Below are 26427 nucleotides of genomic sequence, written 5' to 3'. Positions count from 1 at the left end.
AGTAGGTCGGCGCGGGGGTTTTTTCATTGCGGGAGTAGCTCAGCTGGTAGAGCACTACCTTGCCAAGGTAGATGTCGCGCGTTCGAATCGCGTCTCCCGCTCCATCCCCACCCCCCACCCTCACCGGTGGGGGGTTTTTCATGCCCAGACCACGCCGCCCGGAACGTACCGCGCGCCCGCACGACCCTTGATTGGGGCTGTGCGGGCGCGCGGTCCTGCACCCCAGTCAGCCCTGGCCGAGGGCGGTCTGGGCGAGGTCGAGGTCCGCGTCCTTGTCCACATCCGTCCCGATCGCCGCGTGCGGTGTCACGAGGGCGCGCGCCTGCACGCCCAGGATGCCGCTCACGCGCTCCTCCAGCTCGTGGATGGCCAGGCGGCCCGTCAGCAGCTTCAGCAGCACGGGCCAGCCGATCAGCGCGGCGAGCTTCAGCGGCTGCTTGCGCGCCGCGAGCACCTCCCGCAGGCGCGGCAGGAACTGCCCGACCAGCGACGCGTCCAGCAGGAACAGATTCCCGCCCGTGAAGGTCCCGTCCTTCAGGCGCGCGTACGTTCGGCGTACGCCCGGGTAGGCCGCCTCGCACGCCTCGCGCCGCACCACCGGGTACACCAGGCCCGCATCCGGGGCGGCCGCGAGCAGGTCGCTCAGCATGGCGGGCGTCACCATCGGAATGTCGGCCGTCATGACCATCACGCGCTCCGGCTGTCCCGGAACCCGCTCGCGTTCCGGGAGGCGCAGGGCATTCACGCCCACGTCCACGTTCCCGAGCAGCGAGCCGTGATCCGTGACGCGCAGGTCCACGAGCGCTTCTGCGCCCGGCGGGACGGGCCCCACGTACGCGACGCGGCCCACCTCCGGGCAGGCGCGCAGGGCACGCAGGACGTGCAGGGCCATGGGAGCGCCCGCGACCGGCACGAGCGGTTTGACGGCCACGCCGTGCGCCGCCGCGAAGGGATCGCCGGGGTCGCCGCCACCGAGCACCACCACGTCCCAGCGCCGCGCGGCGGGGACTGCTGTCTGCTGATTCGTCATGAGCGTCAGGGTAGCAGGCGCGGCCGCCCGGAATTCACGGTCGGCATGTCGGAGCGGTGCGCCGGTTCAGGCGAGCGGTTGCCGCTGGTACGCGTCCACGAAGCGGCGCAGCACGCCCAGCCCGACCTCCAGGCTTTCTGTCTGTACCCACTCGTCCTCGCGGTGCGCGTGCCCGCCCCGGTACACGCCGAGTGCGATGGCCGGCAGGTTGTGCGGCACGGCCGCGTTCGCGTCGGTGCTGCTCGCGGCGCTGCGGATGTCCAGCCCGGACGGGAGCGCCGCGCGCCGCGCCATCGCGAGAAGCGCCTCGGCGTTCAGGTCGCCGCCCGGCCGGTCCCCCACGAGGTCCAGCGTCACCTGCACGCCCGCCTGCCGCGCCGCGCCCTCCAGGGCGTGTCGGGCACGGCTGTCGAGGCTGCTCAGGTGCCCGGCGTCCAGGGAGCGCAGGTCGAGCAGCAGTTCGGCGCTGCCCGCGATGCTGTTCACGCTCGTCCCGCCGCTCGCGTGCCCGACGTTCAGCGTCGTGCGCGGGTGCAGCGGCAGCGGCAGGCTGTACAGCGCAGTGATGGCGAGGCCCAGCGCATGCAGGGCACTCGGCGTCTGATCCCCCCACGAGTGACCGCCGGGCCCAGTGAACCGCACCCGGTAACGGCGCACGCCGACCGCGCGCGTGACGGCCACGCCCAGGTACCCGTCCACCGCGACGAAGGCCGCCAGTTCGCTCGCGTGCGCGTTCAGCAGGTGCTTGGCGCCTTTCAGGTCGCCCAGACCTTCCTCACCGACGTTCGCGACCAGCCACAGCGGGCGGCGCAGCGTCTGCACGTCCAGGCCCTGCAGGAAGGCTGTCATGACGGTCAGGCTGGCGCTGTTGTCGCCCACGCCCGGCCCGATCAGGCGGTGGCCCTCCTGCCGCACGCGGACATCCGTGTCCGCCGAGAAGACCGTATCGAGGTGAGACGCGAGCGCGAGCGCCTGCCCACGCGCCGGGCCGAGCCGCACGACGACGTTCCCGGCGTCGTCCAGCGTGACCGGATGACCGCTCTCGGCCCACAGGTCCGCGATCAGTCGCGCGCGGGCCCCCTCCTCGAAGGTGGGCGCGGGCGTCTGGGCGATACGGATGAGCAGGGCGATCAGGTCTGGCTGGGGCACGCCGGACAGTGTAGCGCCGCCCCAGGGCGCTGCGGTCCCGCCCTGCCCGCCACACGGCCCTGCGGATGGTGTGCCGCGCCGCCTTTCGGCCAAACGGCGCCCCGCCCGGACGCACGGTCGGGGCGGGGCAGGGGAGAGCCTTGTCTGGGTGCCGGAACACGGAGTGCTCCCTTTCGGACCGAACCCGCGAACGCTGCGGGATTCAGCCGGAATCCGTATCAGTGACGCAGCAGGCGACTGCCGATGATGCCGGCCAGGCCCACCAGGCCCGCCTTGACGAGCGGATTGCCGAGCACGCCGCCCTGCGCGAACGCCGCCTCCAGCGGGCTGCGGCCGTCCTGCGCGGGCGCCTGCGCGCTCTGCGTGTACGCGTGCACCAGGTCGTGGTCGTCGTGCGCGTTCACCTGCGTGACGGGCGTCGCGGGGCTCTGCACGAGGGCCGTGCCGAGCGCGGACTTCTGGTCGGGCGTCAGGCCGGAGAAGTACTCCTGCAGCAGCTGCGTGCGTTCTTCGGCGGGCGCGGTCCGGATGTAGTCCTGAATGTACGCGGCGGCCTCCTGCGGGCTGATGACGCCGTCACCGTCGAGATCGCGGGCGCCGGCCACCATTTTCTGATGCAGATCGTTGCTGAACATGTGGACCTCCGTCTGCCCCTGAGTCCTGGGCCGGGCGTCACGCCACGTCCCCGATGGTCGTGGCGGGCGGCACTGACAGACGCGTTCAGGATAGTGGGCCGGGTCACGGCTGGATGAGCAGTCGCTTGAGTCACCTTGAGACTCCCCGGTGCATGAGAATGGCGGCCGAACATGAAGGTCACAGGTGTCCGTCTGGACAGATTCACGGCCCTCGGACATCCTGCTCTTGACCTGCCGAAACACCAGAAATACCCTGCGGGACGACAAAAACCTAACTCCTCCTTCCGGTGAGGGTGCTCAGAGTTGCGGATGAAAGACCGTATGAGTTCTGTCAGACCCTCCCCCCTACACTCGCAGCAGATGAACGAGCGACCGCATATAGCACACAACCGGCGACCAGGTCGATTGAATACCCTGCGTTTCCAGTTCACGCTCGTCATCTTCCTGCTGGCCTTCACACCCAACGCCATCCTGACGCTCGGTGCGGGCCGCGAACTGGGATTGGTGGGCGGCGACGCCCTCCCGCTGGGCGTGTGGCTCGCACTGGTCGCGCTGCTCAGCGCCCTGATGGGCTGGGTGCTGTCCGGCGCGCTCCTGCGGCCCCTCAGCCGCCTGACCGGCGAACTGGCGCGCGGTGAGTTCAGCCCCACCGGCGCCACCGGCAAAGGCGAAACCGACCCGGACGAGGTGATCGCCCTGCGCGGCGCCTTCTCCGGTCTGCTCGGCCGACTCGGCACCGAGCAGGAACGCCGCGGCGCGTTCATGGCCACGCTGGTGCACGACCTCAAGACGCCGCTCGTCGCGACCGGCCACCTGATCCGTACGCTCTCCAGCCGCCCCCTCCCCGACGCGGAACGCACGGCGCTCGGCGAGCACCTGCTCGCCGAGAACGCCCGCCTGCTGGGCCTCGTGCAGCAGATGGCCGACGCACACCGCTTCGAGCGTGAGGACGTGACCCTCACGCCCGCCCCCACCGACCTGCGCGCCCTGCTGGAACGCGTCGCGGCCCGCGCCATCCAGGGACGCGACCGGCCCGGCGTTCGCCTCACGGTCAGTGGCGAAGGCGAAGCGGTGGTGGACGCCGCCGTGCTGGAACGCGCCGCCGCGAACCTCACCGACAACGCCCTGCGCTACGCCCACAGCCACGTGGAACTGCGCGTCACGCCGGAGGGCCTGGAGGTCCGCGACGACGGCCCCGGCCTCGCCGAGGGCAGCAGCATCGAGAGCCTCGCGCAGCCCTTCAACGCGCAACCCGTCGAGATCGCCGGTCAGAAGTACACGGCCGGGACCGCCGGACTTGGCCTGTACATCGTGCGCCGCATCGCCGAAGCGCACGGCGGCCACCTGCACTTCCACCGCGAGACGTCCTGGAGCGTCATGACCGTGCACCTCACCCGACCTTCCCCAGCCGCCGTCGCCGGTCCCGTGCCGGACACCGCCCCACCCGCCGCACCCCTCGCCCCGACCGAGCCGAACGCTCTCCCCGTACTGGAGGTTCAACCGTGAAACTTGTCATTGCCGACGACCACCCGCTGTTTCTGATGGGCCTGGGCTACGCCCTCCGCGACCAGGGCTTCGAGGTGCTCGCGCAGGCCAGCGACGGCCAGGCCGCCCTGGACGCCTGCCTGCGCCACCAGCCGGACGCCGCCCTCCTCGACGTCAAGATGCCCGGCCTGACCGGCATCGAGGTCTGCGCCCGCCTGAAACGCGAGGCCCCGCAGGTCCTCAGCGTGCTGATCACGACCTTCTCCGAACCGGCCATCGTGCAGGCCGCCCGTGACGCAGGCGCGCGCGGCTACCTCAGCAAGGAAACGCCGCCCGAGGAACTCGCCCGGCAGCTGCGCGAGATCATGGCGCGCCCCGAGATCAACCGCCTGCCGAACGTGGTCGTGCCGCGCCTCACGCCGCGCGAGTCCGACGTGCTCCCGTTGCTCGCGCAGGGGTACAGCAACAAGGAGATCGCCCGCAGCCTCGGCGTCAGCCCCGACACCATCAAGGACCACCTCGCGCGCCTGTACACCAAGCTCGATGCTGGCGACCGCACGCAGGCCGTCAGCCGCGCCCGCACCCTCGGCCTGATCGCCTGACCGGAACCCTTTCCAACCGCACGACCAATCCAAAAGCGGTGGCCGCAGAACGATCTTCTGCGGCCACCGCTCCTGTCGGCCCTCACGGGCCCGGGTTACTTGGTCAGGTCCGCGCAGAGCGGCACCACGGCCAGCGCCGCCGCCTCGTGGATGTTGATGTACTTCGCGGTCGCGAGAGCCGACGTGGTGTTCAGCCCCTTGATGGTCAGCGCGCCGTTCGCGTCGCTGTTGAAGGTCATCCCGCCGATCATACCGTCCACGATGCTCCCGTTCGAAGCGCACACGCCTTTGCTGGTGTCCGCGCCTGCCGCGTGATAGTGCGCCACGTACGCCGTGCTGGGCTTCAGGCCCGTCGCGTTCAGGGTGGTGGCCGTGTCGCCGGTGCTGAGGGACAGGCGCGTCGCCGTGCCCGCCTGCGTGCTGTACCCGACCTGTGTCTGTGCCGTGAACATGTAGGCCTTGCTGTCTCCCGTCACGACCTGATTGCAGGACGCCAGAGCGAGCAGGCCGAGGAAGGGGAGCGAAAGCAGCTTCTTCATGTGAAACCTCCGGTTTTGAATGGGACTCCACTCAGCCTAAGGCACGTCCCGCCCCGCCGGTGAGAGCGTACGTTAAGCGGAACTTCAGACACCCGGCCCGCCACCCGCCGCCCGTACCCTGGACTACACTCCAGGCATGAAGATCCGATTCACGGGCCGCAGCATCCGCGTGCGCCTCGACGACCTCGAAACCGACATGCTGCTGCGTCGCCAGCCGCTTGAGCAGCGCCTCAGCTGGCCCGGCGGCGGCTGGGGCCTGCGCCTCGACCCCGCCCGGCACGGCGTCACCGCCGACGGCAGCGACCTGACGGTGGGCCTCGCCGACGACCTCGCCACGCTCCTCGACCCCCTGCAGGAAGGCGTGAGCCTCGAAGCGTTCGGCGGCGACCTGCGCCTGCGCATCGAGAAGGACTTCACGCCCGAACACCTCGCCTGACCCGCACGCCCGCCGGTGAACAACCACTGACGCTCCCGCCTGCCCGCGCCTCAGCGGCGCAGGTACCGGCCCCCCACGTCGTCCACGTGCCCGCCCAGCTGAAGCATCATCAGCGTCATCTGCAGCTCGTCCAGCCGCAGACCGCAGCGCGCGTGCAGGTCATCCAGCGTCGCCGGTTCTGCCAGCAGCGTCCACACCCGCTCCTGCTCCGGCGACAGATCCGGCACGCCGACCGGTGCGCCCGCCCAGCCGAGCTCCTGCAGGATGTCCTCCGCCGACTCCGTCAGCACCGCCCCGTCCCGCAGCAGACGGTGCGGGCCACTCGCGAGCGGGTCCGTCGCGCGGCCCGGCACCGCGAACACCGTCCGCCCGCACTCCAGCGCGTGCGTCGCCGTGATCATCGCGCCACTCGTCGGCTCGCCCTCCACGATCAGGCTCCCGGCACTCAGCGCCGCGATCAGCCGGTTGCGCATCGGGAAGTTATGCGCGGCGGGCCGCGTCCCCAGCGGGTACTCGCTCAGCACCACCAGCCGCGCCGCCAGCTCCCGGTTCTCCGGCGGGTACAGCTGATCCAGCCCGCTCCCCAGGATGCCGACACTCACGCCGCCCGCGTCCACCGCCGCCCGGTGCGACGCCGTGTCGATCCCGCGCGCCAGACCCGACACCACCACCACGTCCGCCCGCGCCAGGTCCGCACTCACGCGCGCCGCGAGATTCAGGGCGTATGTGCTCGCCTTGCGCGTCCCCACCACCCCGATCGCGCGCGGCACCACCTCCAGCGGCGGCAGCGTGCCGCGCACCCACAGGACCGTGGGCGGATCGTCCAGCGCCTCCAGTGCCCCCGGGTACCCCTCCAGGCCCCGGCCGAGCAGCGTCGCGCCGAACGCCGCCGCACTCCGCACCTCCTGCAGCGCCCGCCGCTGCGGTTCCGGCGTCCCGATGGCCGCCAGCGATTTCCGGTCGAGGCCCGGCACCTCCCGCAGGTCCGTCACCGGCGCCGCGAGGACCGCCGACGCCGACCCGCAGTGCCGCCGGAGGGCCTCCACCCGGCGTGGCCCGAGGCCCGGCGTGAATCGCAGTGTCAGCAGGGCCAGCAGTTCTGGATCGTGCGCGGGCGTCATCCGTTCAGGCTAACAAACCCCCGCCCCCGCCCGCGCCACAAACGAGGCGGCGCCCCACCCCCGAACGGGGGCAGGACGCGAGACGCAACCACCGTTTCAAGGAGGTAAAAGCAGGGAAACGCGCTCCGGCCTACGCGAGTGGCAGGGTGTCGTTGCGAGGTGCGGCGACCACCACGCCGTCCTCGAAGGCGACTCCGTCGAACTGCGGGACGACCGGCGTGGGCTGCCGCTTCCCGATCTGTTCGAGCGTGACGCCCTCTGGCCTGCGCGTGAGGATGTTACGGGTGTCGATCACGAGGCGCTGCCGCATGCCCTGCAGCGCACGGTCCCAGTCCAGACGGCAGTACTCTTCCCACTCGGTGGTGATGATGACCGCGTCCGCGCCACGCAGGGCGTCCTCGACGCTGCCCGCCTCCTGATACCGCAGGTGCGTCCACTCGCGCCGGGCGCGCGGCATGGCGATCGGGTCGTGCGCCACCACGGTCGCGCCCAGCTCATTCAGGCGGGCGATCGTGTCGTGGGCGGGCGCGTCTCGCAGGTCGTCCGTGTTCGGCTTGTACGCCATGCCGAGCACCGCGACCCGCTTGCCTTTCAGGCGGTGCAGGTGGCCCTGCAGTTTCGTGATGATCAGGGAACGCTGCCGGGTGTTGACGTCGATGGTGGCCTGCAGGATCGGCATGGTGTACCCGTACTCCTGCCCGGTGCTGATGAGGGCCGCCGTATCCTTTCCGAAGCAGCTTCCGCCCCAACCGGCCCCGGCCGACAGGAAGCGCGGCCCGATCCGCTGGTCACTGCCGATGCCGCGCGTGACCTCGCTGATGTCCGCTCCGACCCGCTCGCACAGGCCCGCGATCTCGTTCGCGAAGCTGATCTTGAGGGCCAGGAAGGCGTTCGCGGCGTACTTGATCATCTCGGCGCTGCTGAGGGCCGTCGTGATCAGTTCAGGGCGCACGTACCCCGCGGGACGCGGCACGTACGCGGGCGCCTCGAAATCCTGCTCCAGCAGCGGCGCGTACAGGGCGCGCATGCGGTCGATGCCTTCCTGATTGTCGCTGCCGAGCACGATCCGGTCCGGGTACAGGCTGTCGAACAGGGCCGTGCCCTCGCGAAGGAACTCCGGATTGCTGACCACCAGGTAGCGGTTGGCGTGATACGAGCGCGCGTGATCCTCGATGATGCGCGTCACCCAGTCGCCCGTCCCGACCGGCACGGTGCTCTTGTTCACGATCACCTGCGTCTTGCCGTTCAGGTTCTCGGCGACGCTCTGCGCGGCCTGGGACACGTACCGCAGGTTGGGCGAACCGTCCACGTTGGACGGCGTGCCGACGCAGATGAAGATGACGTCCGCCTGTGGGATGGCCGACCCGTAGTCGGTCGTCCAGTGGATGCGTTCGCGACTCTCGATCAGCATCCGGTCCAGGCCCGGCTCGTAGATCGGCAGTTCGCCTCGGGAGAGCATGTCCACCTTCTCCTGATCGATATCCAGACCGGTGACCGAATGGCCCAGGTAGGCCAGCATGACGGCCGTACCCAGTCCCACATACCCTGTTCCCACGACTGTCACGTTGAGCGATCCCGACTGTGCCATTGCATCCCCCTGTCAAATCCGCGCGGGAACCGGCTCGCAGAGGACCGTTCTCACGTACGGACGGAATTCAGGTGCGGTTTTCGGCCCCCCGGCCGGTGTCGTTCGCGCACCTGCTGTGTCTCACCTTCCCGCTGCTTCCGAACATAGGCCAGAGAGCGCAAACGAAAGGTAAATCTACGGGCCCCGGCCGGGCACGTGGTCCGGACGGACGGCCGGGCGCCCCGCAGGGACCACGGCGTGAAGGTGTCGTGGACAGCGTCGGGGCGAGCGATTCACGGGAATGAACGCAGATGAGATTGCAATGTGATTCTCAGCGGCACGGTTCCCATTGCTTTATCATGGCTGTAATTCGGACTCTCCCTCTCTGTCGTCATTCCCGAAGGGTTCGTCGCTCCTGGCGTCTCGGTCATCTGCAGACTCAGGCAGTCACCATTACATCTATCATCGCTCCCGTTGTTGTACGCCTTTCGTTCTTATTGGTGTCTTGTTGGAGGTCCCCCGGTGCTCACCGTTCATCTGTTGGGTCATGCGCACGTCACTCAGAACGGCCAGCCGGTCCCCCTGTCGGCCAAGGCCGTCGCCCTCATCGCCTACCTGGCCGCCGAGAAGCTCCCGCAGCACCGTGAACGCCTCGCGGACCTGCTCTGGAACACCGCCGAGGCGCGTACCAACCTGCGCGTCGAACTGGCCCGCATCCGCTCGGCTGGTCTGAACATCTTCCCGGCCAGCCGTCAGCTGCTGTACCTGGAGAGCATCGGCACCGACATCGGCACGTGGCAGGCCGCGCAGGAACAGGAGATGACCCAGACGGAACTGTCCACCTGGCTCTCCACCCTGCGGGGCCTGCCGCTGTGCGGCCTGGAGGACCTGGGCAGCACCGCCTTCCAGGTGTGGGTGGAGCAGCAGCGCTGGATGCTGTGCGAGCAGGTGGAGAGTACCCTGGCGCGCGTGTACGCGCACTACGCGCGCTCCGGGCAGGAGTGGGCGACGCGTCTCATCTCGTCGCGCGCCGAAGCGGTCGGCTTCACCGACCCCGCCGAGCTGCTCACCGAGACCCTGATCAGCGAGGCGCGGCCCCTCGTGCGTGCCGTGCCGGACCATGCCGTGCCTGGCGGCACGGCTCCCGTCCTTGCCGCACACGCTCCCCAGGCCCAGCCGTCCATGGTGCGGCCCGCCCAGCGGCCGGTGGCGGGCCGCCCGGACACGCCCGCCCGGCCCGCCGCGGGCACGGCTCCAGCCACGCCCCTGCACTTCACGCGTCCTGCCGAGGAGAGCGCCCTGCGGGACCTGTTCATGGCAGGTGGCGCCGCGTTCGTGCTGCTGCACGGCCCGCCCGGCAGCGGCAAGACGTACCTCGCCGAACGCCTCGCGCAGAGCGCCGCCCCCGACTGGCAGGTGGTGCATCTCGCCGCCGCTCGCTCCGGCCGCCTGCTCCTCGCCGCGCTCGCGCAGGCCCTGCTGCGCCTCGCCGGACCGGACCAGAGCGCCATTCTGCGGCAGGTGCTGCTGCAGCCCGGCGCGCTCGAAGAAGACATGGTCAAGGTCGCCGTGGCCCTCGCGCAGATCGAGCGGCCCCTGCTGCTCCTCATCGAGGAGGTGCACGCCGCGCCCGCCGAACTGCCCGCCCTGCTCGAACTCGTGCGTCAGATGCCGAGCGACACGGCCCGCCTGTACCTGCTGCTCAGCCGCGAGGAACCGGACCGGCAGCCGGTCACGCGCACCCTCATGCGCCGCCTGCCCGGCGTCCGCAGTGTCCATCTGCCGCCCGTCACGCTCGGTGCCGTCCAGGCCGCCCTGCATGAACGCTACCCCGAAGAGGAGGCGCAGCGCCTCCAGCCGCTCGCGTCACGCCTCGTGCAGCGCAGCGAAGGCAACCCCCTGCACCTCCTGAGCCTCTTCAAGGCCCTGCCCGACACCGGTACGCTCGGCGCAGCCGACCTGGGCGGCGTGGACCTCGGCAGCACCACCCTCCCGCAGGCCGTGCGCGACACGCTCCGCAGCGAACCCGAAGGGTGGAGCGACGACCTGCGCGACGCCATGAGCCGCCTGAGCGTCATCAACGGGACCTTCGACCGCCGCACCGCCCGCGCCGTCCTCGGGATCAGCGAGCAGCGCGAAGTGGACCGCGTGCTGTGCGACGCCCTCGAACGGCAGATCCTGCTCGAAACGGACCCCGGCCTGGGCCTGCACCTCCCGTACCTCACGCCCGTCCGCGTCGCGCCCGACACCGGCACGCAGTACATGTTCCGGCAGGAAGCGCTGCGCGTCACGCTCGCCGGACAGCTCCCACAGCTCATCCGGCAGGACGTGCGCCGCCGACTCGCCCTGGTCCTCGCGGACCACGAACCGGGCCTCGCCTCCTACTACGCCGACCGCGCCGGACTGACCGAACAGGCCGCCGAACTCCTCGCCCGCCACAACGCGCGCCTCCCGCACGACAGCCCTCTGCGCCGCACCGTCAGCAAGACTGCCCGGCCCGCCCTGCGCACCGTCAGCGAACCCCCGCGGCTCGCCGTGCCGGAACAGCAGGCCCGCTCTCACCAGGGCTACACCGTCGCTCTCGAGGACGGCTGGCTGAACGTCATGAGCGACGGCCGCTACGGCCACCCCCAGACGCTCACCCTCACCCTCACCTGGACCGAGGCGCTCACCGCGCCACTGCGCCTCATCTGGCGCCTCGACGTGTTCGGCCGCGGAGAAGAACTCCTGCCCAGCCAGGCCGCCTTCGCGCTGCGCCTCACGCCCATCCACACCAGCCCCGCCCACGCCAGCGCCGCCACCGTCCTCAGCCCTGGCGTCACGCACCCCTACCAGGAAGACGGCCTGCGCTGCACCCCGCAGGACGGCGTGGACCTCGGCCACTGGATGGAGCACCAGCTGACCGGCCCGGAATGGCTGGGGGCCACCGGTGCCCGACTCAGCGTCCGCGCCCTCGACGTCGCCCTCAGCATCGGCCTGATCGGCAGCGAGGACCGCAACCTCATGACGCAGCCTGCGGTCCTCAACCGCAACCTGAAAGCCCCCAGCACCCGGCAGACCGGCTGATACGGTTTTGATCCGATTCCAGGGATGCCGGAAACAGCACCGACATCCCTTCCATCTCCTCCAAACCGTACTTTTTGGTGCTCGCTTCGCTCGGCTGAACTCTACAAGTTCAGCTCAAAACCGTATGAGACGGTGTTGATCCTCGCGGCCGGGCGGCGGCTCCGCGTTCCGCTCGGCTGAACTCCAAACGTTCAGCTCAACACCGTATGAGCCGCGCCAGTCGTCAGGGTCAGGGCAGCAGGCGCGTGCCCGCCTGACCGCGCGCGGCCGCCTCGACCGTTCCGGGCCGCATGCCACTCGCGATGATCGCGAAAGGTGCGCCCGCCTCCAGCGCCGAGAGGGCCGCACCGACCTTCGGGAGCATGCCGCCCGCGATCCAGCCGTCCCGGATGCCGCCCTGCACCTCGGCGCGCGTCAGGGTCGGCGCGAGGCTCTGCGGGTCCGGGTACTGCCGGTACACGCCGTCCACGTCCGTCAGGAACAGCACGCCCTCACCCATCGCGCCCGCCACCGCCCCGGCGGCCGTGTCGGCGTTCACGTTCAGGGCGTCCCCGTCGTCCGCGACGGCCACACACCCGACCACGGGCGTGATGCCCGCCCCGAGCAGCGTGCGCAGCAGGTCCGTGTTGACGTGCCGCACCTCGCCCACGCGGCCCAGCCGGACCGGGTCGAGCAGCGTGCCGCGCAGCAGGTCGCTGTCGCGGCCCATCAGGCCGACGGCGTTCCCGAGGTCCTGGCTGAGTTCCTTGTTCAGCTTGCACAGCGCCATCTCGACGATGTCCATCACGTCCGGGGACGTGACGCGCAGTCCGTCCACGAAGCGGCTCCGTGCGCCGCGTGCCTGCAGTTCCCGCTCGATGGCGGGACCACCGCCGTGCACGACCACGACCGGCATCTCGCGCCGCAGCGCGGCCAGTTCACGCGCCACCCCGCGGCGCAACTCGGGGCTCTTCATGGCATTGCCGCCGTACTTGACGATCATGCCCACACAATAGCGGCCCACGCCGCGAGGGCCGGACCGCGGGGGAAAACGCCGGGCAGGCGTTTCAGCTGGTCGCGGCGAGTGGCGCGGACGAATGCCCGAGCGGCTTGGCGTACCACGTCATGACGGGACGCGCGTCCGTCGCGAAACTGAACCCCAGCCGCTGCCAGAACGCCACGGCGCGCGGGTTGACGCCCAGCACGCTCGCCAGCAGGCGCGGCGCGTGCAGCTCGCGGGCCGTGTTGGCATGCGGTGCAGTCTGCAGGCGCATCTCCAGGTGCCGGACCGCCTGCTGCCCGAGACCGCTGCTCTGCAGGTCCCCGCGGATGAGGAGCAGATTGATGGTCACGTCGCCCGCCTCCGGGAAGTCCAGCTTGTAGTCCAGGCTGCCGATCGGTTCGGCGTCACCGGACGCGTCCGGGTAGATGAGTTCCAGGCAGCGGCGCGGGTCGAAGAGGGCCGTCTGCACGTCGCGTTCCACCTCGCCGAGCGACGGGGGACGCGTGCCGAGCAGCGCGAAGTAATCCGGGGTGCGCAGGTACAGGTGATGCAGGAGGGGAGCGTGTTGCAGGGCGATGGGGTGAAACTTCAAGGGGTGCCTCCACGTCCGGGCCGGAGCGTCCGCCCCCCGGAAGTCACGGTGCTTCCGGAGCTTGAACCGTACGGACCTGCAGTCCGGGACGACGAGATATCGAACAGAAGCAGCATAGCGTGCGCAACCTCCTGGCCCTGAGAACGGCCCCCACCCACCGTTGAGCCGGGCCTCACCCGGCACCCACCCGAATGCACCTCCAGTGTGGACGCTCCACACTGCCACTTTTCTGACAGGCCCGTGTGCCGAGAAGACCGGTGCCGCACCACAGCCTGACGGGGAGGGCGGGGGAGGCGTGGGCAGCGGCAGTCTGCCGCAGGCGTGTGGCGTGCCGGTCAGGACCGCCAGCCCAGAACGCCAGCTCAGGGCCGACAGCGGAGCAGGCCACCCCGCACGTGACGGTCGTGGCCTGCCTGTTCACCTGTCCTGTTCTTCCCGGCGGGCGTCCTGCTTCAGTTCCACTTGCCGCCGCGCCGCACTTCGGGCTCGGGCGCGCTGTACGTCTCCTCGGCGCGGCTGAGCTTCTTGCGGCCGTACAGGCCTTCCAGCACGAACTCGGCGGCGGCGACGCGCACGGCGTCGTCGCTGCTCTGCGCCACCTCGCCCGCCAGCTCCACCAGGCCCGGCACGACGCGTGCCGCCTGCAGGGCCGCCTGCGCGCTCCCCACCTGTGGGAGGCGGAAGACGTTCCCGTCCTCGAACCACTTTTCCAGGGTTCGGGTGTCGAGGGACGCGTGACGGCGCGCGTACACCTGCCCGGCCGCCTTGCGGATCACGTCGCGGGCGACACTGTCGGCGCCCTTCAGTTCGCCCTCGTACTCCAGTTCCAGCTTGCCGGTGATGGCGGGCAGGCCCGCGTACACGTCGCTGACGCGCGCCACGCTGACCTCCTCGCCGCCGCGCAGGCTGCGCGCCTCGGCGTTCGCGCCCGCCAGTTCCATCAGCGAGATCGGGAGGCGCTGCGACACGCCGCTCAGCTTGTCCACGCGGCCGTCCTCGCGTGCCTGGAACGCGATCTCCTCGATCAGCTCCGCGATGAAGGGCGGCGTCACCACGCCCTGCGCGCGGTACGCCTCCTGCCGCGTGATGTCCATGCCCTGCTCGACGGTGCTCGGGTAGTGCGTGCGGATCTCGGACCCGATGCGGTCCTTGAGCGGCGTCACGATCTTGCCGCGCGCCGTGTAGTCCTCGGGGTTCGCGGAGAACACCAGCATCACGTCCAATTCCAGGCGCACCGGGTAGCCCTTGATCTGCACGTCGCCTTCCTGAAGGATGTTGAAGAGCGCCACCTGTACCTTCGGGGAGAGGTCCGCGAGTTCGTTCACGGCGAACACGCCACGGTTCGCACGCGGCAGCAGTCCGAAGTGCATGCTGCGCACGTCGCCGAGCGCCGTCCCGAGCCGCGCGGCCTTGATGGGGTCCACGTCCCCGATCAGGTCCGCGACCGTCACGTCGGGCGTGGCGAGCTTCTCGACGTAGCGGTCCGCGCGGGGAATCCAGCGGATGGGCAGTTCGGTGCCCTGCGCGGCCAGCATCAGCTTGCCTTCCTCCCCGATGGGGTTCAGGGGGTCGTCGTTGATCTCGCTGCCCGCGATGGCCGGCACGTGCTCGTCGAGCAGGTCGGTGATGGCGCGCAGGATGCGGCTCTTCGCCTGACCGCGCAGGCCCAGCAGGATGAAGTTCTGCCGTGCGAGGAGCGCGTTCACGAGCTGCGGGATGACGGTGTCGTCGTAGCCGACCACGCCGGGGAACAGCGGTTCGCCGCTGCGGAGCTTGCGGGTCAGGTTGTCGCGAACCTCGTCCTGCACCCGGCGGCTCAGGCCGTCGAAGGGTGCGCGACCGGCATACTCTGGCAGGGCGAGGAGGTCGGCCAGCGTGCGGGCATGGGTCAGGTCGGGCATATGGCCGGAAGCTATCACGCCCACCAGACGCGAAATGTTGCGGATACCGCACCGCGCGCCCCGCCCGCGTGATGCGGACGGCCGCTTCCGGCGGGTGGGGTAGCATGACCGGCATGCTGCGTCCGTCCCTCCTCCCTTCCCGCGTGTTCCTGCTGCTGCCGCTGCTCGCCGTGACGCTCGGCGCGTGCGCGCGGCCCGGCATCGAGGGCCTGCAGACGTACGCGTACGCGGGCGGGCAGCAGCAGGAGGGCCGGATCGCGTACGCGCAGACGCCCCCGGCGGGCGGCGCGTACAGCCCGATGTGGCAGAAGTGCGCGCACTACACGGCGCCCGTGTACGACGAGTACGCGGTGCACAGCCTGGAGCGCGGCGCGCTGTGGATCGCGTACCGCCCGGACCTGAGCGCTGCCGACCTGCAGGCACTGCAGGCCCTGCTGGCCCGCTCCGCCGCGCCCGGCGACCCGGAGGTCAGGCCGCTCGAGGTGCTGCTCAGCCCCGTGCCCGGCCTGGGCACGCCGCTCGTGGCGACCGTCTGGAACGCGCAACTGCCGCTCGCGGGCGTGAACGACGCGCGCCTGAAGGCCTTCCTGGACGGCCGGGACCGTTGGCCCGCCGCGCCCGAAGCGGCGCTCGGCTGCGCGTCCGGCGTCACCATGACGCAGTAGGCCCCAGGTCTGCGCGGGCTAACCTGCGTGCCGCTGGGTCTGAAGGAACAATGAAGCCCCCCGGCCTGCAGGTACAGTGGAAGGCATGACCGCTGCCCTGAACGCCACCACCGACGCCTTCGCCTGGGTGCGCGCCCAGCTCATCGGAGAGGGAAGCGCCATCCGCACGCCGTTCGGCACGCGCCGCCTCGTGTACGCCGACTACATCGCGTCCGGCCGCGCGCTGCGCTGGGTGGAGGACACCCTCACCGAGCGCGTCATGCCGCTGTACGCCAACACGCACACCGAGGACAGCCGCAGCGGCGCGCAGACGACTGCCCTCGCGCACCAGGCGAGCGAGTACATCAAGTCGCAGCTCGGCGCGGACGACACCTGCAAACTCGTGTTCTGCGGGTCCGGCAGCACGGCCGCCGTGCGCCGCCTGCAGGACATCCTGGGCCTGAGCGTCCCCAGCCAGCACCGCGACCGCCTCCTCGGGGCGCTGCCGCGCGAGCAGCGGCCCGTGGTGTTCGTCGGGCCGTACGAGCACCACAGCAACGAGGTCAGCTGGCGCGAATCGCTCGCCGAGGTCGTCGAACTGCCGCTGTGCGAGCGCGGGCACCTGGACCTGGACGCGCTCCTGTCAGCCCTCAAGGACCCCGCGTACCTGGGTCGCCCGCGCATCGGGTCGTTCAGCGCGGCCAGCAACGTGACGGGCCTCCTGACCGACACGCGCAGCGTCGCGCGGATGCTGCACGCGCACGGCGCGCTCGCCTTCTTCGACTTCGCCGCGAGCGGCCCCTACGTGCAGATCGACATGAAGCCCGGCCGTCCCGACGGGTACGACGCCGTGTTCCTCAGCCCGCACAAGTTCGTGGGCGGTCCCGGCACGCCCGGCCTGCTGTGCTTCCAGCAGCACCTGTACCACCTCGTGACGCCCAGCACGGCGGGCGGCGGCACGGTCCGCTTCGTGAGCCGCCAGGGGCACGCCTTCGTGGACGACATCGAGGCGCGCGAGGACGCGGGCACGCCCGCCATCCGCGGCAAGATTCGCACGGCCCTCGCGTTCCGCGTCAAGGAGACGCTCACGCCCGCCCGCATCATGGAGCGCGAGCACGCCCTCGTCACGCAGGCCATCGCGCGCCTGCGCGGCAATCCGCGCCTGCACCTGCTCGGGAACCTCGACTCGCCGCGCCTGTCGGTGCTGTCCTTCCTGGTGCGGACCGGGGCGGGCCGGTACCTGCACCCGCGCCTCGCGGTGCGGCTCCTGAACGACCTGTTCGGCATTCAGGCGCGCGGCGGCTGCGCGTGCGCCGGACCGTACGGGCACGCGCTCCTCGACATCAGCGACGAGACGAGCCTGCGCTACCAGACGTGCATCCTCTCGGACCTGGAGGGCCTGAAGCCCGGCTGGACACGCCTGAACTTCGCGCCGTGGACCGACGCGGCCGAACTGCAGTACCTGCTGACCGCCATCGAGTTCGTGGCGGAACACGGAGAGAAATTCGTGCCGATGTACACCTTCGACTGGCGCACGGGCGCGTGGTCGCACCCCGCCGACGCGGACCTGCCCGTCCCGGACCTCTTCGACCTGCCGCTGCCCGCCCCCACGCCCGGCGAGTCCCGCGAGGACGCCTGGACGGCCGCGCTGCAGGACGCGCACGCCCTCCTGAACACCCTGCAGCAGGGACCTGCCCGCGCCCTCCCTCAGGACGTGCCGGACGACCTCGTGTACTTCGCGTACTGACCCGGACGGTGGCCGGACCGTCCCTGGCCCACGCCCGGAGCAGGCCCCGCGCGGCGTTCGAGGCGGCCGCGCACCACCTGTGAACGCTGTGAACGCGAGGATGAAGGTCCGCAGACAGTGGACTGACAGACGCCTTCACCTACACTCGCCTGGACCGGACCCGTACAGGTCCGTACCCCTCCATGCCGCCGCCCTCCCACTCCCCCCTCACCTCCCGACCGCTCCGGCCTGCGCTGCTGCGGTTCTCGCTGCTTGCCCTGCTGTTTGTCGTGCAGGGCCTCACCATCATCGGGGTGCTCGCGTCCGAACGCAGCCACACCGAGAAGATCGTGCAGGCGAACGCGGCCACCCTCATGCACGACCTCGTGGCGCGTGCCAGCGACAGCACCCGCCGGTACCTCGCGCCCGCCGTGCAGGCGGCCGACCTGACGCGCACGCGCCTGCAGTACGGCCAGCTGCCCCTGAACGACGACGCGCGCCTGGAAGGCGAATTCCTGAGCGTGCTGTGCACCACCCCGGAAGTCGAGAACATCTACCTCGCGCGGCCCGACGGCAGCTTCGTGCTGATGGGCCGCGACCCGGGCCACCGCGTGCACGGCAAACGCATCGTCCTGACCGGCGGACGGCGACAGGTGCGCCTGAGCGAATGGACCTGCACGCAGCAGCAGCTCAGCGCCCACGTGGACCCCGCCGACACCTACGATCCCCGCGTGCGGCCCTGGTACCGCGCCGCCGCCGTCGCGCAGGCCCTCGTGTGGACGGACCCCTACGTGTTCTTCGCGAAGCAGATTCCGGGCGTCACGGCCGCCGTGGCCCTGCGGGACGTGCAGGGCCACGTGCGCGGCATCGTGGGAACCGACGTGGCCCTCAGCGCCCTGACAGGCTTTCTGACGCGCGTGCCGTTCAGCGCGCACGGCGCGGCCGTGATCGGCACGGCGGGCGGCCTGGCCGTCGCGTACCCCGGCATCGAGACGGTGTTCGGGCACAGCACCCGCGACCTGCCGCGCCTGATGAACCTCGGCCGCCCCGTCCAGCAGATGTACCTGAACGTCCAGCAGGGCGAACCGTCCGGCCTGCAGACCTTCCGGGTGGGACAGGAGGCGTACTACGGCCTGATGCAGCCCCTCGACATCGGGCACGGCCGGCGCTGGCTGGTCGGCGTGCATGCGCCCGCCAGCGACTTCAACGGCGAGGTGCGCGCCCAGTACCGCCGCATGCAGCTCACGGCGCTCGCAGTGGGCCTGCTCGGCTTCCTGCTCGCGCTGCCGCTGCTGTTCCGCCTGAACGCGCCCCTGCAGCGCCTGCTGAGGTTCGGCCTGCACTTCCAGCACGCCTTCCACTTCACGGCGCTGCTCAGCCGCGACGGGACGCTGCTGGAAGTCAACGACGCCGCCCTGCGTGCCACGCTCACCCCGGCCCGAGAGGCGCTCGGGCGGCGCTTCTGGACGCTGCCGTGGTGGCAGCCCGTCACGGACGACGTGCCGCTCGACCCGCACCGGCTGGAGGAAGCCGTCCGGCTGGCCGGGCAGGGCGACACCGTGAGGTTCGGGATCGGGCTGGGCCGCGACCCGCACGACCGGCGCGAGGTGGACCTCACGCTCCGCCCCGTGCTGGACACGGCAGGCCGCGTCGCGTACATCGCCGCGGAAGGACGCGACATCACCGAACAGCAGCACCTGGAACGCTCCCTGCGCGAGAGCGAGGCCCGGCTGCGCACCGTGCTGGACGGCCTGGACGAGGGCGTACTGGTGCAGGACGCCGAGGGGCGACTCACGTCCTTCAACGCCCGCGCCGCGCACCTGTTCGGCGGGACGCTCCCGGACATCGTCGGGCACCGCCTGACGGACTCCGACTGGGAGGTGCTCGACACGCACGGCCAGCCGCTCGACCGGCAGGACCTGCCCTCCATGGTCGCCCTGCGCCGCGGCGAGCCGCAGTCGAACGTCGTGGTGGGCCTCACACGGCCCCGGCAGCCGATCATGTGGCTGTCCGTGAACGCCCGCCTGCTCGTGCGGCCCGACGAGACGCTGCCGTTCGCGGTCGTGTCGTCCTTCACCGACATCACCGACCGCCGCCAGACCGAAGCGCGACTCGCGCACCAGGCGCAGCACGACCCGCTGACCGGCCTCCCGAACCGCACGCTGTTCCAGGACCGGCTGCGGCAGGCGCTCACGACCGGACGCGCGGGCGCCGTCGCGTTCCTGGACCTCGACCACTTCAAGGCCATCAACGACTCGCTCGGGCACGACGTCGGCGACCAGCTGCTGCGCGCCGTCGCGGAGCGCGTGACGGCCGAACTGCGGCCCGGCGACACCGTGGCCCGCATGGGCGGCGACGAGTTCACGCTCATCCTCACGGACCTGGCCCGTCCGGACGACGTGACGGACCTCGCCGCGCGCCTCCTGGCCACCCTCGAACGGCCCTTCGCGCTGGACGGCGAGCAGGTGCGCGTGTCCGCCAGCCTGGGCTTCGCGTGCTTCCCGCGCGACGGGCACGCGCCCGAAGACCTGCTCCGCCACGCCGACACCGCCATGTACCACGCCAAGGCCAGCGGCAAGAACGCCGCCCGCGTCTACAGCACCGACATGCAGAACCACCGCTACGTGCGCGCGCGCGAGTACCCGTACGGCGACCTGCAGCAGGCCCTCGACCGGCACGAGTTCGTGCTGCACTACCAGCCGATCTACGACCTGCATGCCGGGACGCTGGTGGGCCTGGAGGCCCTGCTGCGCTGGCAGCACCCCGAACGGGGCCTGCTCGGCCCCGAACAGTTCCTGCCCGCCCTGGAGACGAGCGGCCTGATCCACCCGGCGGGCCGCTGGGTGCTGCAGCAGGCGTGCCGGGAAGCGGCCGCCCTGCCGGGTGGCCGCGCGCCCATCAGCGTCGCCGTGAACGTCTCCGCCCTGCAGTTCGAACGGCCGGACTTCGTGCAGGACGTGCGCGCCGCACTGCTGGCCGCGAACCTGCCGCCCGAACGGCTGGAACTGGAACTCACCGAGGGCCTCCTCATGAACGACCCGCTCGCCGTGATCGAACGGATGCACGCCCTGCAGGCGCTCGGCGTGCGCCTCTCCATCGACGACTTCGGCACCGGGTACTCCAGCCTCAGCGCCCTGCGCCGCCTGCCGGTGGACCGACTGAAGATCGACCGGTCCTTCGTGCACGAGGTCGGCAGCGACCGCCGCATGGTGCAGGCGATCCTCAGCCTCGCCCGGACCCTGAACCTCGAAGTGATCGCCGAGGGCGTGGAGAGCGGCGCGCAACTCGACCTGCTGCGCGCCCTCGGCTGCGACCGCGTGCAGGGCTACCACCTGTCACGCGCCGTGCCCGCCCACGCCCTCCCCGCCCTGATCGGCGGCCCGGCCCTCGCCGGTCACCGTCTCCCTGACACGCCCGCCTGACCCGCAGGCCAGGCGGGGCGGTCAGCCGAGCTCGTGGTACTGGCCCCGGAAGTACACCAGGGGGTCGTCGTCCGTGTAGCGGCTGTACTCCACCTCACCGATGAACAGCGTGTGGTCGCCCGCCGCGTGCGCCTCCACCCTGCGGCACACGAGCTGCGCGACCGCCCCGCCGATCAGGGGGAGACCCTCGTGATCCATCCACGGGACGCTCAGGCCCTCGTCCGGACGGCCCGCGAAGTGCGCGCTGAGGGCCTTCTGCTGCACGCTCAGCACGTTCACCCCGAAACGGTCCACGTCCATCAGGCGCGCGTGCATGCTGGCCGTCTGCCCGACGCTCACCAGGATGAGGGGCGGCGTGAGGCTCACGGACACGAAGGCGCTCGCGGTCATGCCGCGACGCTCGCCGTCGTGCGCGGCCGTCACGATGGTCACGCCGCTCGCGAAGCGGCCCAGGGTCTCACGGAACTCGTGTGGAGGTACAGGCATACGCACAGCATAGAGCCGAGCCGCCCCGCACCTCGCAGCACGGGCCTGCAGCGTCCGTCTCAGCCTTCTTCGAGCGGGTAGTCGCGCGTGGCGTGCACCGCGAGCCGGATCAGGTACCCGTAGAACACCACCACCAGCGCGAAGATCAGCCCGCCGGGAATGTTCCCGATGCTCGCCATGTCGAGCAGGCTGCGCGGCGTGAGCGCCACCTCCTTCGCGCGGCCGATGTCCAGCTTCGCGAACCACGCCATCAGGATCGCGGCGTAGATCCACAGGTAGTTGCGCCGCAGCCGCCAGCCGAGCGAGTCGGCGCGCGTCATGGGACTGCGTGGCCGCGCGAGTTCCGCGAGCAGCAGCTGATGCCAGTGTGGGTCCGGGTGCTCGCCCAGCATGGCCGGGTAGAAGAAGCGCTCCATGATGCGCACGCGGTGCACACTGATCTCGAAGATCCGGAAGCGGCGCGCTTCGAGGTGCAGGAAGAAGTAATTCATGAACATCGCGAACAGGAAGGTCGCGTGACTGTTGTCGCTGTTGCCCAGCGCGAAGCTCGCGAGGCCCGCGCTCGTCACGACCGCCCAGTTGGTGGTCATGTCGAGCCGCTGCCGGTACGCGGTCATCTTGCCGACCTCGGCGCGGTACAGGTGAATCAGGGCGTTGGCCGTGTTGGTGCTGTAGTCGGCCCCGGTCTGGAAGACGGGGGCGGCGGTGGCCGTCATGCCTCCAGGGTACGTCACGCGGGCCGCCCGCGCATGTGGCACGGCCCTGCCGGTGCGCCTTCCGTTCGGGTGCGTTCCATTCGGGTGCGGGGCGGGCGGGTAGACTCCCGGGGTGAGCGCCGTTTCTCCTGCCGCCGCGCCTGCCGGGATCATCCGGCACGCGTACATCCATGTGCCGTTCTGCCCGTCCATCTGTCCGTACTGTGATTTTCACGTGCTGGAGCGGCGCGGCGATCTGGTGGCGCGGTACCTGACGCGGCTGGACGAGGAGGCCCGCACGCTGGGCGCGCTGTACGACGTGCAGCTGGACACGGTGTACCTGGGGGGCGGCACGCCGTCCTTCCTGCGGGACGCGGAACTGGATGCGCTGGTGGGGTCCGTGCGGCGGCACCTGGGGTGGGGGCGGCTGGAGAACACGCTGGAGGTGAATCCCGGCACGGTGACGCCCGCGCGGGCCGAGCACTGGCGCGCGCTGGGGTTCGACCGGGCGTCGGTGGGCGTGCAGAGCCTGGACGACGCGACGCTGCGGTTCCTGGGGCGGCAGCATTCGGCGCAGGTGGCGCGGGACGCGGTCACGCAGCTGCGGGACGCGGGGTTCCGGGTGAGCGGGGACCTGATCACGGCGGTGACGGGCCAGCCGCTCGCGAGTGACGTGGCGGGGCTGGTGGCGCTGGGCGTGGAGCACGTGAGCGCCTACACCCTGACGATCGAGCCGGGCACGCCGTTCGCGCGGCAGGGCGTCACGGTGCGCGAGGAGGACGAGCAGGAGGGCTTCGAGCTGACGGAGGCGCTGCTGACGGGGGCGGGCTTCGAGCGGTACGAGATCAGCAATTACGCGCGCAGTCCGTCCGCGCAGAGCCGCCACAACCGCGCGTACTGGACCGGCGAGTACTTCCTGGGGCTGGGACCGGGCGGGGCGGGGTATTACCCTCCAACGAACAGAGACGCGTCACCGAATCTGGGAAGAGGAGGGGCCGCCCCCGACGACCAGCCCCCAACGAACAGAGACGCATCACCGAATCTGGAAAGAGGAGGGGCCGTCCCCGACGACCAGCCCCCAACGAACAGAGACGCATCACCGAATCTGGAGGCGTTGGAGGCGGTGTCGGGGGTGGGGGCGGGCGGCCTGCCGTTCCGGCGGACGAATCCGCACCTGCACGAGTGGCTGGCGGGCGGGGCGGGGGAGGTGGAGGTGTTGCGGCCGGAGGACGTGGTGACGGACGCGGTGTTCATGGCGTTGCGGTTGCAGGAGGGGATGCATGTGGATCTGGTGTCGCGGCGCAGCGGGGTGGACGTGCGGGCGCGGTACGGGGCGGTGCTGGAGGAGCAGGTGCGGCTGGGGCTGCTGGAGTGGGCGGGGGAGCGGGTGCGGGCGACGCCGCAGGGGTGGTGGGTGCTGAACCGGGTGGTGACGGCGTTCCTGGAGGCGGACGAGGTGCGCGGCTCCGATGAGGACGGCGTCGGTGAGGTTGGGGGGCGGTGAGGCCGTGTCTTCACTTTCGGGCGGAGTTCACAATTGATCGGCGTGTTATCAGGAATGCTTTCCATTAAGGTGGTCCGTGCAGACGCGCACCTCACGCACGCCAGCACCGGACCCCGGACCGTCCCGACCCAGCCGAACCCCAGCACCGTACAGGAGGCGTCATGAGCGCAGACAAGAGCTTCAAGCCGACCGAACCCCAGGACATGCAGGCCGCCCGGCCCGCCCAGGGCACCCTCACCAACGCGGCCGGCAACAGCGTCCCCAACAACCAGCAGTCGCAGAGCGCCGGCCCGCGCGGCCCAGTCCTGCTGCAGGACCACCACCTGCTGGAACGCATGGCGCACTTCAACCGCGAGCGCGTCCCGGAACGCGTCGTGCACGCCAAGGGCGGCGGCGCCTACGGCACCTTCACCGTGACGGGCGACATCCGCAAGTACACCAACGCCAAACTCTTCAGCGAAGTCGGCAAACAGTGCCGCATGCTGGCCCGCTTCAGCACCGTGGCCGGCGAGCGCGGCTTCGCGGACACCGTGCGCGACCCGCGCGGCTTCTCCCTGAAGTTCTACACCGAGGACGGCAACTGGGACATGGTGGGCAACAACACCCCCATCTTCTTCGTGCGCGACCCCCTGAAATTCCAGGACTTCATCCACAGCCAGAAGCGCCACCCGCAGACGGGCCGCCGCAGCAACACCATGCAGTTCGACTACTGGAGCCTGCGCCCCGAAGCGCTGCACCAGGTGATGTACATGTTCGGTGACCGCGGCATTCCGCGCAGCTTCCGCTTCATGAACGGCTACGGCAGCCACACGTACAGCCTGTGGAACGACGCGGGCGAACGCTACTGGGTGAAGTGGCACTTCCACACCATGCAGGGCGTGCAGGGCCTCACCGGCGATCAGGCGGCGCAGATCGCGGCCGAGAACCCCGACTACCACCTGCAGGACCTCTTCGAGGCCATCGAGCGCGGCGAGTACCCCAGGTGGAAGGTATCGGTGCAGGTCATCCCCGAGAAGGACGCCGAGACGTACCACACCAACATCTTCGACCTCACCAAGACCGTCAGCCACAAGGACTACCCCCTCATCGAGGTCGGCGAGTTCGAACTGAACGAGAACCCCAAGAACTACTTCGCGGAGATCGAGCAGGCCGCCTTCGAGCCGAGCAACATGCCGCGCGGCTTCGGCGCCAGCCCCGACAAGGTCCTGCAGGCACGCCTCATGAGCTACGCCGACGCGCACCGCTACCGCATCGGCATCAACTACGCGGCGCTGCCCGTCAACAAGGCCGTCAACTCCGTCAACACGTACCACCGCGACGGCCAGACGCGCTTCGACGGCAACTTCGGTGACGCGCCCGTGTACGAACCGAACAGCTTCGGCGGCCCCGCCGAAACCGGCCCGCAGACGGACGAGCCTGCCCTGCGCATCGACGGCAACGCCGACCGCTACGGCTACCCCGAGACGGACGAGGACCTGTACGGCCAGCCTGCCGCGCTGTACGAACTGATGGGCCGGGACGGCCAGGACCGCCTGCACAAGAACTTCGCCGGTCCGCTCGCGACCGTGCCGGACTTCGTGCGCCAGCGTTTCGTCGCGCACCTCTACAAGATCGACGAGCGCCTCGGGAAGGGTGTCGATGCGGAAATCGACGCGCTCAAGGCCCAGCCGGATCCCATGCTCGGCCAGCTGCTCACTGAGACGCACACCAACGCCGCGAAGCCCGAAGCGGTCGGCGCGGACGACTGAGCCCCATTCGGATTGAACTCCTAGAGTTCAGCCGAGCGCAGTGAGCACCAGCAGGTCCGGTGTTGAGGCGATGCATCCCGGTTGAATCCCGCGGAGTGTGCGGGTTCAATTCGGGAGTCAGAACGAGGGCGGCCCCGGATCACCTGGGGCCGCCCTCGTCCGTCCGTTCGGTGCTGGGCCTTCAGTCCTTGAAGGGCGGGACGGCGTTGCCGTGAACGGCGAAGGCGTCGCAGCGTTCCCGCAGCACGCAGGCGCCGCAGGCGGGACGGCTGAAGCGGCACACGCGCTGCCCGTGGCGCAGCAGGTTGACGTGCAGTTCGTACAGCAGCGGCGGGTCGGGCGGCAGCAGGGCAAGCAGGGCGCGGTGCGCGGCCGCCTCCCCCATGCGCGGGATGGCGCCCACGCGCGTGCTGATACGGTGTACGTGCGTGTCCACCGGGAAGACCGGCTTGGCGTAGTTGAAGAGCAGCACGAGCGAGGCGGTCTTGACGCCCACGCCGGGCAGGGCGGTCAGCCAGTTCAGGCCGTCCTGCGGGCTGAGGTCCGCGAGGAAGTCGAGGTCGTAACTGCCGCGCGCGTCCAGAATGGCGTTCAGGGTCGCCTGAATGCGTGGCGCTTTCTGTTCCGGGTAGGTGCTGGCGCGGATGGCGTGCGCGACCGTCTCGGTCGGGAGGGCGCGGATGGTGTCCCAGTCGCCGAGCGTGCGGAGTTCCCGGTACGCGAGGTCCTCGTTGCGCCAGTCGGTGCGCTGCGACAGGATGGTGCTGACGAGTTCATGCATCGCCTCGCGGCGCGGCACGAGGGGCCTCGGGCCGTACTCGGCCGTGACGCGGTCGTGCATCCAGCGCAGGAGTGCGGACCGTTCCTGTGCGGGCCGCTCGGCGTTGAGTGGGGGAGCGTCAGTCGTCGTCGCGCGCCCCTTCGGCGGGCGGAGCGTCGTAGGCGGTGTCCACGCCCTGGTCCTTGCCCTGGTCCTGGGCGGGAATGTCGCGGCTCTGCCCCTCGGCGGGGGTGGTGTCGGCGGGGTCGGGGCGCGTGGCTGCAGTCTGGTCGGGGGTGTGGTCGGTCATGCCTTCAGGGTCGCGCGCGGCGGGCCG

At 70.6% G+C, this 26427-nt stretch carries 22 protein-coding genes and 1 tRNA gene; 10 read left to right on the top strand and 13 right to left on the bottom strand.

The genetic code is table 11. From position 1 onward, the window contains the following. Window positions 1-28: 28 nt before the first annotated feature. Window positions 29-104, top strand: a tRNA-Gly gene (locus IEY33_RS16150). 122 nt (window positions 105-226) lie between these two features. Here IEY33_RS16150 and IEY33_RS16145 read toward each other — a convergent pair. From IEY33_RS16145 to IEY33_RS16135, 3 genes are all read right to left on the bottom strand, one after another. Beyond that, window positions 227-1030, bottom strand: coding sequence for an NTP transferase domain-containing protein (locus tag IEY33_RS16145; protein WP_188964319.1), 804 nt, complete (start codon window positions 1028-1030; stop codon window positions 227-229). A 66-nt stretch (window positions 1031-1096) separates the two neighbouring features. Next, window positions 1097-2179, bottom strand: coding sequence for a M20/M25/M40 family metallo-hydrolase (locus IEY33_RS16140; RefSeq protein WP_229671083.1), 1083 nt, complete (start codon window positions 2177-2179; stop codon window positions 1097-1099). 218 nt (window positions 2180-2397) lie between these two features. Continuing rightward, the gene (locus IEY33_RS16135) at window positions 2398-2814 is read right to left on the bottom strand and encodes a hypothetical protein (RefSeq protein WP_188964318.1); all 417 of its coding nucleotides are present in this window, start codon (window positions 2812-2814) and stop codon (window positions 2398-2400) included. 405 nt (window positions 2815-3219) lie between these two features. Between IEY33_RS16135 and IEY33_RS16130 the strand changes: the two genes are divergently transcribed. Then, entirely contained in the window at window positions 3220-4320 is a 1101-nt protein-coding gene (locus IEY33_RS16130) for a sensor histidine kinase (RefSeq protein WP_306415622.1), read from the top strand. Next, window positions 4317-4901 (top strand): response regulator transcription factor, encoded by a 585-nt coding sequence (locus tag IEY33_RS16125; protein ID WP_188964316.1) that lies wholly within the window; start codon window positions 4317-4319, stop codon window positions 4899-4901. The genes IEY33_RS16130 and IEY33_RS16125 overlap by 4 nt, the downstream gene beginning before the upstream one ends. Window positions 4902-4996: 95 nt before the next feature. Here IEY33_RS16125 and IEY33_RS16120 read toward each other — a convergent pair whose 3' ends face one another. After that, a complete protein-coding gene (locus tag IEY33_RS16120) occupies window positions 4997-5440 on the bottom strand; it encodes a hypothetical protein (protein ID WP_188964315.1) in 444 nt (147 codons plus the stop codon). Between the two features lie 136 nt (window positions 5441-5576). On the opposite strand from IEY33_RS16120, the gene IEY33_RS16115 reads away from it, so the two are divergent. Further along, window positions 5577-5876 carry a DUF7009 family protein gene (locus IEY33_RS16115; protein ID WP_188964314.1) on the top strand — a complete coding sequence of 100 codons (300 nt, stop codon included), beginning with the start codon at window positions 5577-5579 and terminating at the stop codon, window positions 5874-5876. A 50-nt stretch (window positions 5877-5926) separates the two neighbouring features. Here IEY33_RS16115 and dprA read toward each other — a convergent pair whose 3' ends face one another. Together dprA and IEY33_RS16105 are read right to left on the bottom strand one after the other, a co-directional pair. Continuing rightward, window positions 5927-6997, bottom strand: a complete 1071-nt coding sequence (gene dprA, locus IEY33_RS16110; protein WP_188964313.1) for a DNA-processing protein DprA — start codon at window positions 6995-6997, stop codon at window positions 5927-5929. Between the two features lie 130 nt (window positions 6998-7127). Then, window positions 7128-8585: a UDP-glucose dehydrogenase family protein gene (locus IEY33_RS16105; protein WP_188964312.1), complete on the bottom strand. Its 1458-nt coding sequence runs from the start codon at window positions 8583-8585 to the stop codon at window positions 7128-7130. Between the two features lie 501 nt (window positions 8586-9086). Here IEY33_RS16105 and IEY33_RS16100 point away from each other — a divergent pair. Next, entirely contained in the window at window positions 9087-11630 is a 2544-nt protein-coding gene (locus tag IEY33_RS16100) for an AAA family ATPase (RefSeq protein WP_188964311.1), read from the top strand. 229 nt (window positions 11631-11859) lie between these two features. On the opposite strand, the gene argB is transcribed toward IEY33_RS16100, so the two are convergent. From argB to IEY33_RS16085, 3 genes are all read right to left on the bottom strand, one after another. Beyond that, window positions 11860-12612 carry an acetylglutamate kinase gene (gene argB, locus IEY33_RS16095; protein WP_188964310.1) on the bottom strand — a complete coding sequence of 251 codons (753 nt, stop codon included), beginning with the start codon at window positions 12610-12612 and terminating at the stop codon, window positions 11860-11862. 64 nt (window positions 12613-12676) lie between these two features. Further along, window positions 12677-13204 carry a GNAT family N-acetyltransferase gene (locus IEY33_RS16090; RefSeq protein WP_188964309.1) on the bottom strand — a complete coding sequence of 176 codons (528 nt, stop codon included), beginning with the start codon at window positions 13202-13204 and terminating at the stop codon, window positions 12677-12679. 452 nt (window positions 13205-13656) lie between these two features. After that, the gene (locus IEY33_RS16085; RefSeq protein WP_188964308.1) at window positions 13657-15105 is read right to left on the bottom strand and encodes a sigma 54-interacting transcriptional regulator; all 1449 of its coding nucleotides are present in this window, start codon (window positions 15103-15105) and stop codon (window positions 13657-13659) included. Between the two features lie 113 nt (window positions 15106-15218). Here IEY33_RS16085 and IEY33_RS16080 point away from each other — a divergent pair, with 113 nt between their 5' ends. The 3 genes from IEY33_RS16080 to IEY33_RS16070 all read left to right on the top strand — a co-directional run bounded on the left by IEY33_RS16080 (window position 15219) and on the right by IEY33_RS16070 (window position 20897). Further along, window positions 15219-15770 (top strand): thioredoxin-like domain-containing protein, encoded by a 552-nt coding sequence (locus IEY33_RS16080; protein WP_188964307.1) that lies wholly within the window; start codon window positions 15219-15221, stop codon window positions 15768-15770. Between the two features lie 85 nt (window positions 15771-15855). Continuing rightward, a complete protein-coding gene (locus IEY33_RS16075; protein WP_188964306.1) occupies window positions 15856-17496 on the top strand; it encodes an aminotransferase class V-fold PLP-dependent enzyme in 1641 nt (546 codons plus the stop codon). A gap of 182 nt (window positions 17497-17678) precedes the next feature. Then, window positions 17679-20897 (top strand): bifunctional diguanylate cyclase/phosphodiesterase, encoded by a 3219-nt coding sequence (locus tag IEY33_RS16070; protein WP_188964305.1) that lies wholly within the window; start codon window positions 17679-17681, stop codon window positions 20895-20897. Window positions 20898-20918: 21 nt separating this feature from the next. Here the strand turns inward: IEY33_RS16070 and IEY33_RS16065 are convergent, their stop codons facing one another. Then, a complete protein-coding gene (locus IEY33_RS16065) occupies window positions 20919-21383 on the bottom strand; it encodes a flavin reductase family protein (RefSeq protein WP_188964304.1) in 465 nt (154 codons plus the stop codon). A gap of 59 nt (window positions 21384-21442) precedes the next feature. Further along, the gene (locus tag IEY33_RS16060; protein ID WP_188964303.1) at window positions 21443-22099 is read right to left on the bottom strand and encodes a DUF2270 domain-containing protein; all 657 of its coding nucleotides are present in this window, start codon (window positions 22097-22099) and stop codon (window positions 21443-21445) included. A gap of 112 nt (window positions 22100-22211) precedes the next feature. On the opposite strand from IEY33_RS16060, the gene IEY33_RS19365 reads away from it, so the two are divergent. Both IEY33_RS19365 and IEY33_RS16050 read left to right on the top strand, forming a co-directional pair. Continuing rightward, the gene (locus tag IEY33_RS19365) at window positions 22212-23582 is read left to right on the top strand and encodes a coproporphyrinogen-III oxidase family protein (protein ID WP_229671082.1); all 1371 of its coding nucleotides are present in this window, start codon (window positions 22212-22214) and stop codon (window positions 23580-23582) included. 161 nt (window positions 23583-23743) lie between these two features. After that, on the top strand, window positions 23744-25330 hold the full coding sequence (locus tag IEY33_RS16050; protein ID WP_188964302.1) for a catalase: 1587 nt from the start codon (window positions 23744-23746) through the stop codon (window positions 25328-25330). 181 nt (window positions 25331-25511) lie between these two features. On the opposite strand, the gene IEY33_RS16045 is transcribed toward IEY33_RS16050, so the two are convergent. Together IEY33_RS16045 and IEY33_RS16040 are read right to left on the bottom strand one after the other, a co-directional pair. Then, the gene (locus IEY33_RS16045) at window positions 25512-26171 is read right to left on the bottom strand and encodes a monofunctional DNA glycosylase (RefSeq protein ID WP_188964301.1); all 660 of its coding nucleotides are present in this window, start codon (window positions 26169-26171) and stop codon (window positions 25512-25514) included. 58 nt (window positions 26172-26229) lie between these two features. Next, the gene (locus IEY33_RS16040; protein ID WP_188964300.1) at window positions 26230-26400 is read right to left on the bottom strand and encodes a hypothetical protein; all 171 of its coding nucleotides are present in this window, start codon (window positions 26398-26400) and stop codon (window positions 26230-26232) included. Window positions 26401-26427: the final 27 nt, after the last annotated feature.

Source organism: Deinococcus aquiradiocola, assembly GCF_014646915.1.
Lineage (GTDB): Bacteria > Deinococcota > Deinococci > Deinococcales > Deinococcaceae > Deinococcus > Deinococcus aquiradiocola.
Note: the sequence above shows the minus strand (reverse complement) of the source record. Positions and strands in the feature narration are given on the sequence as shown.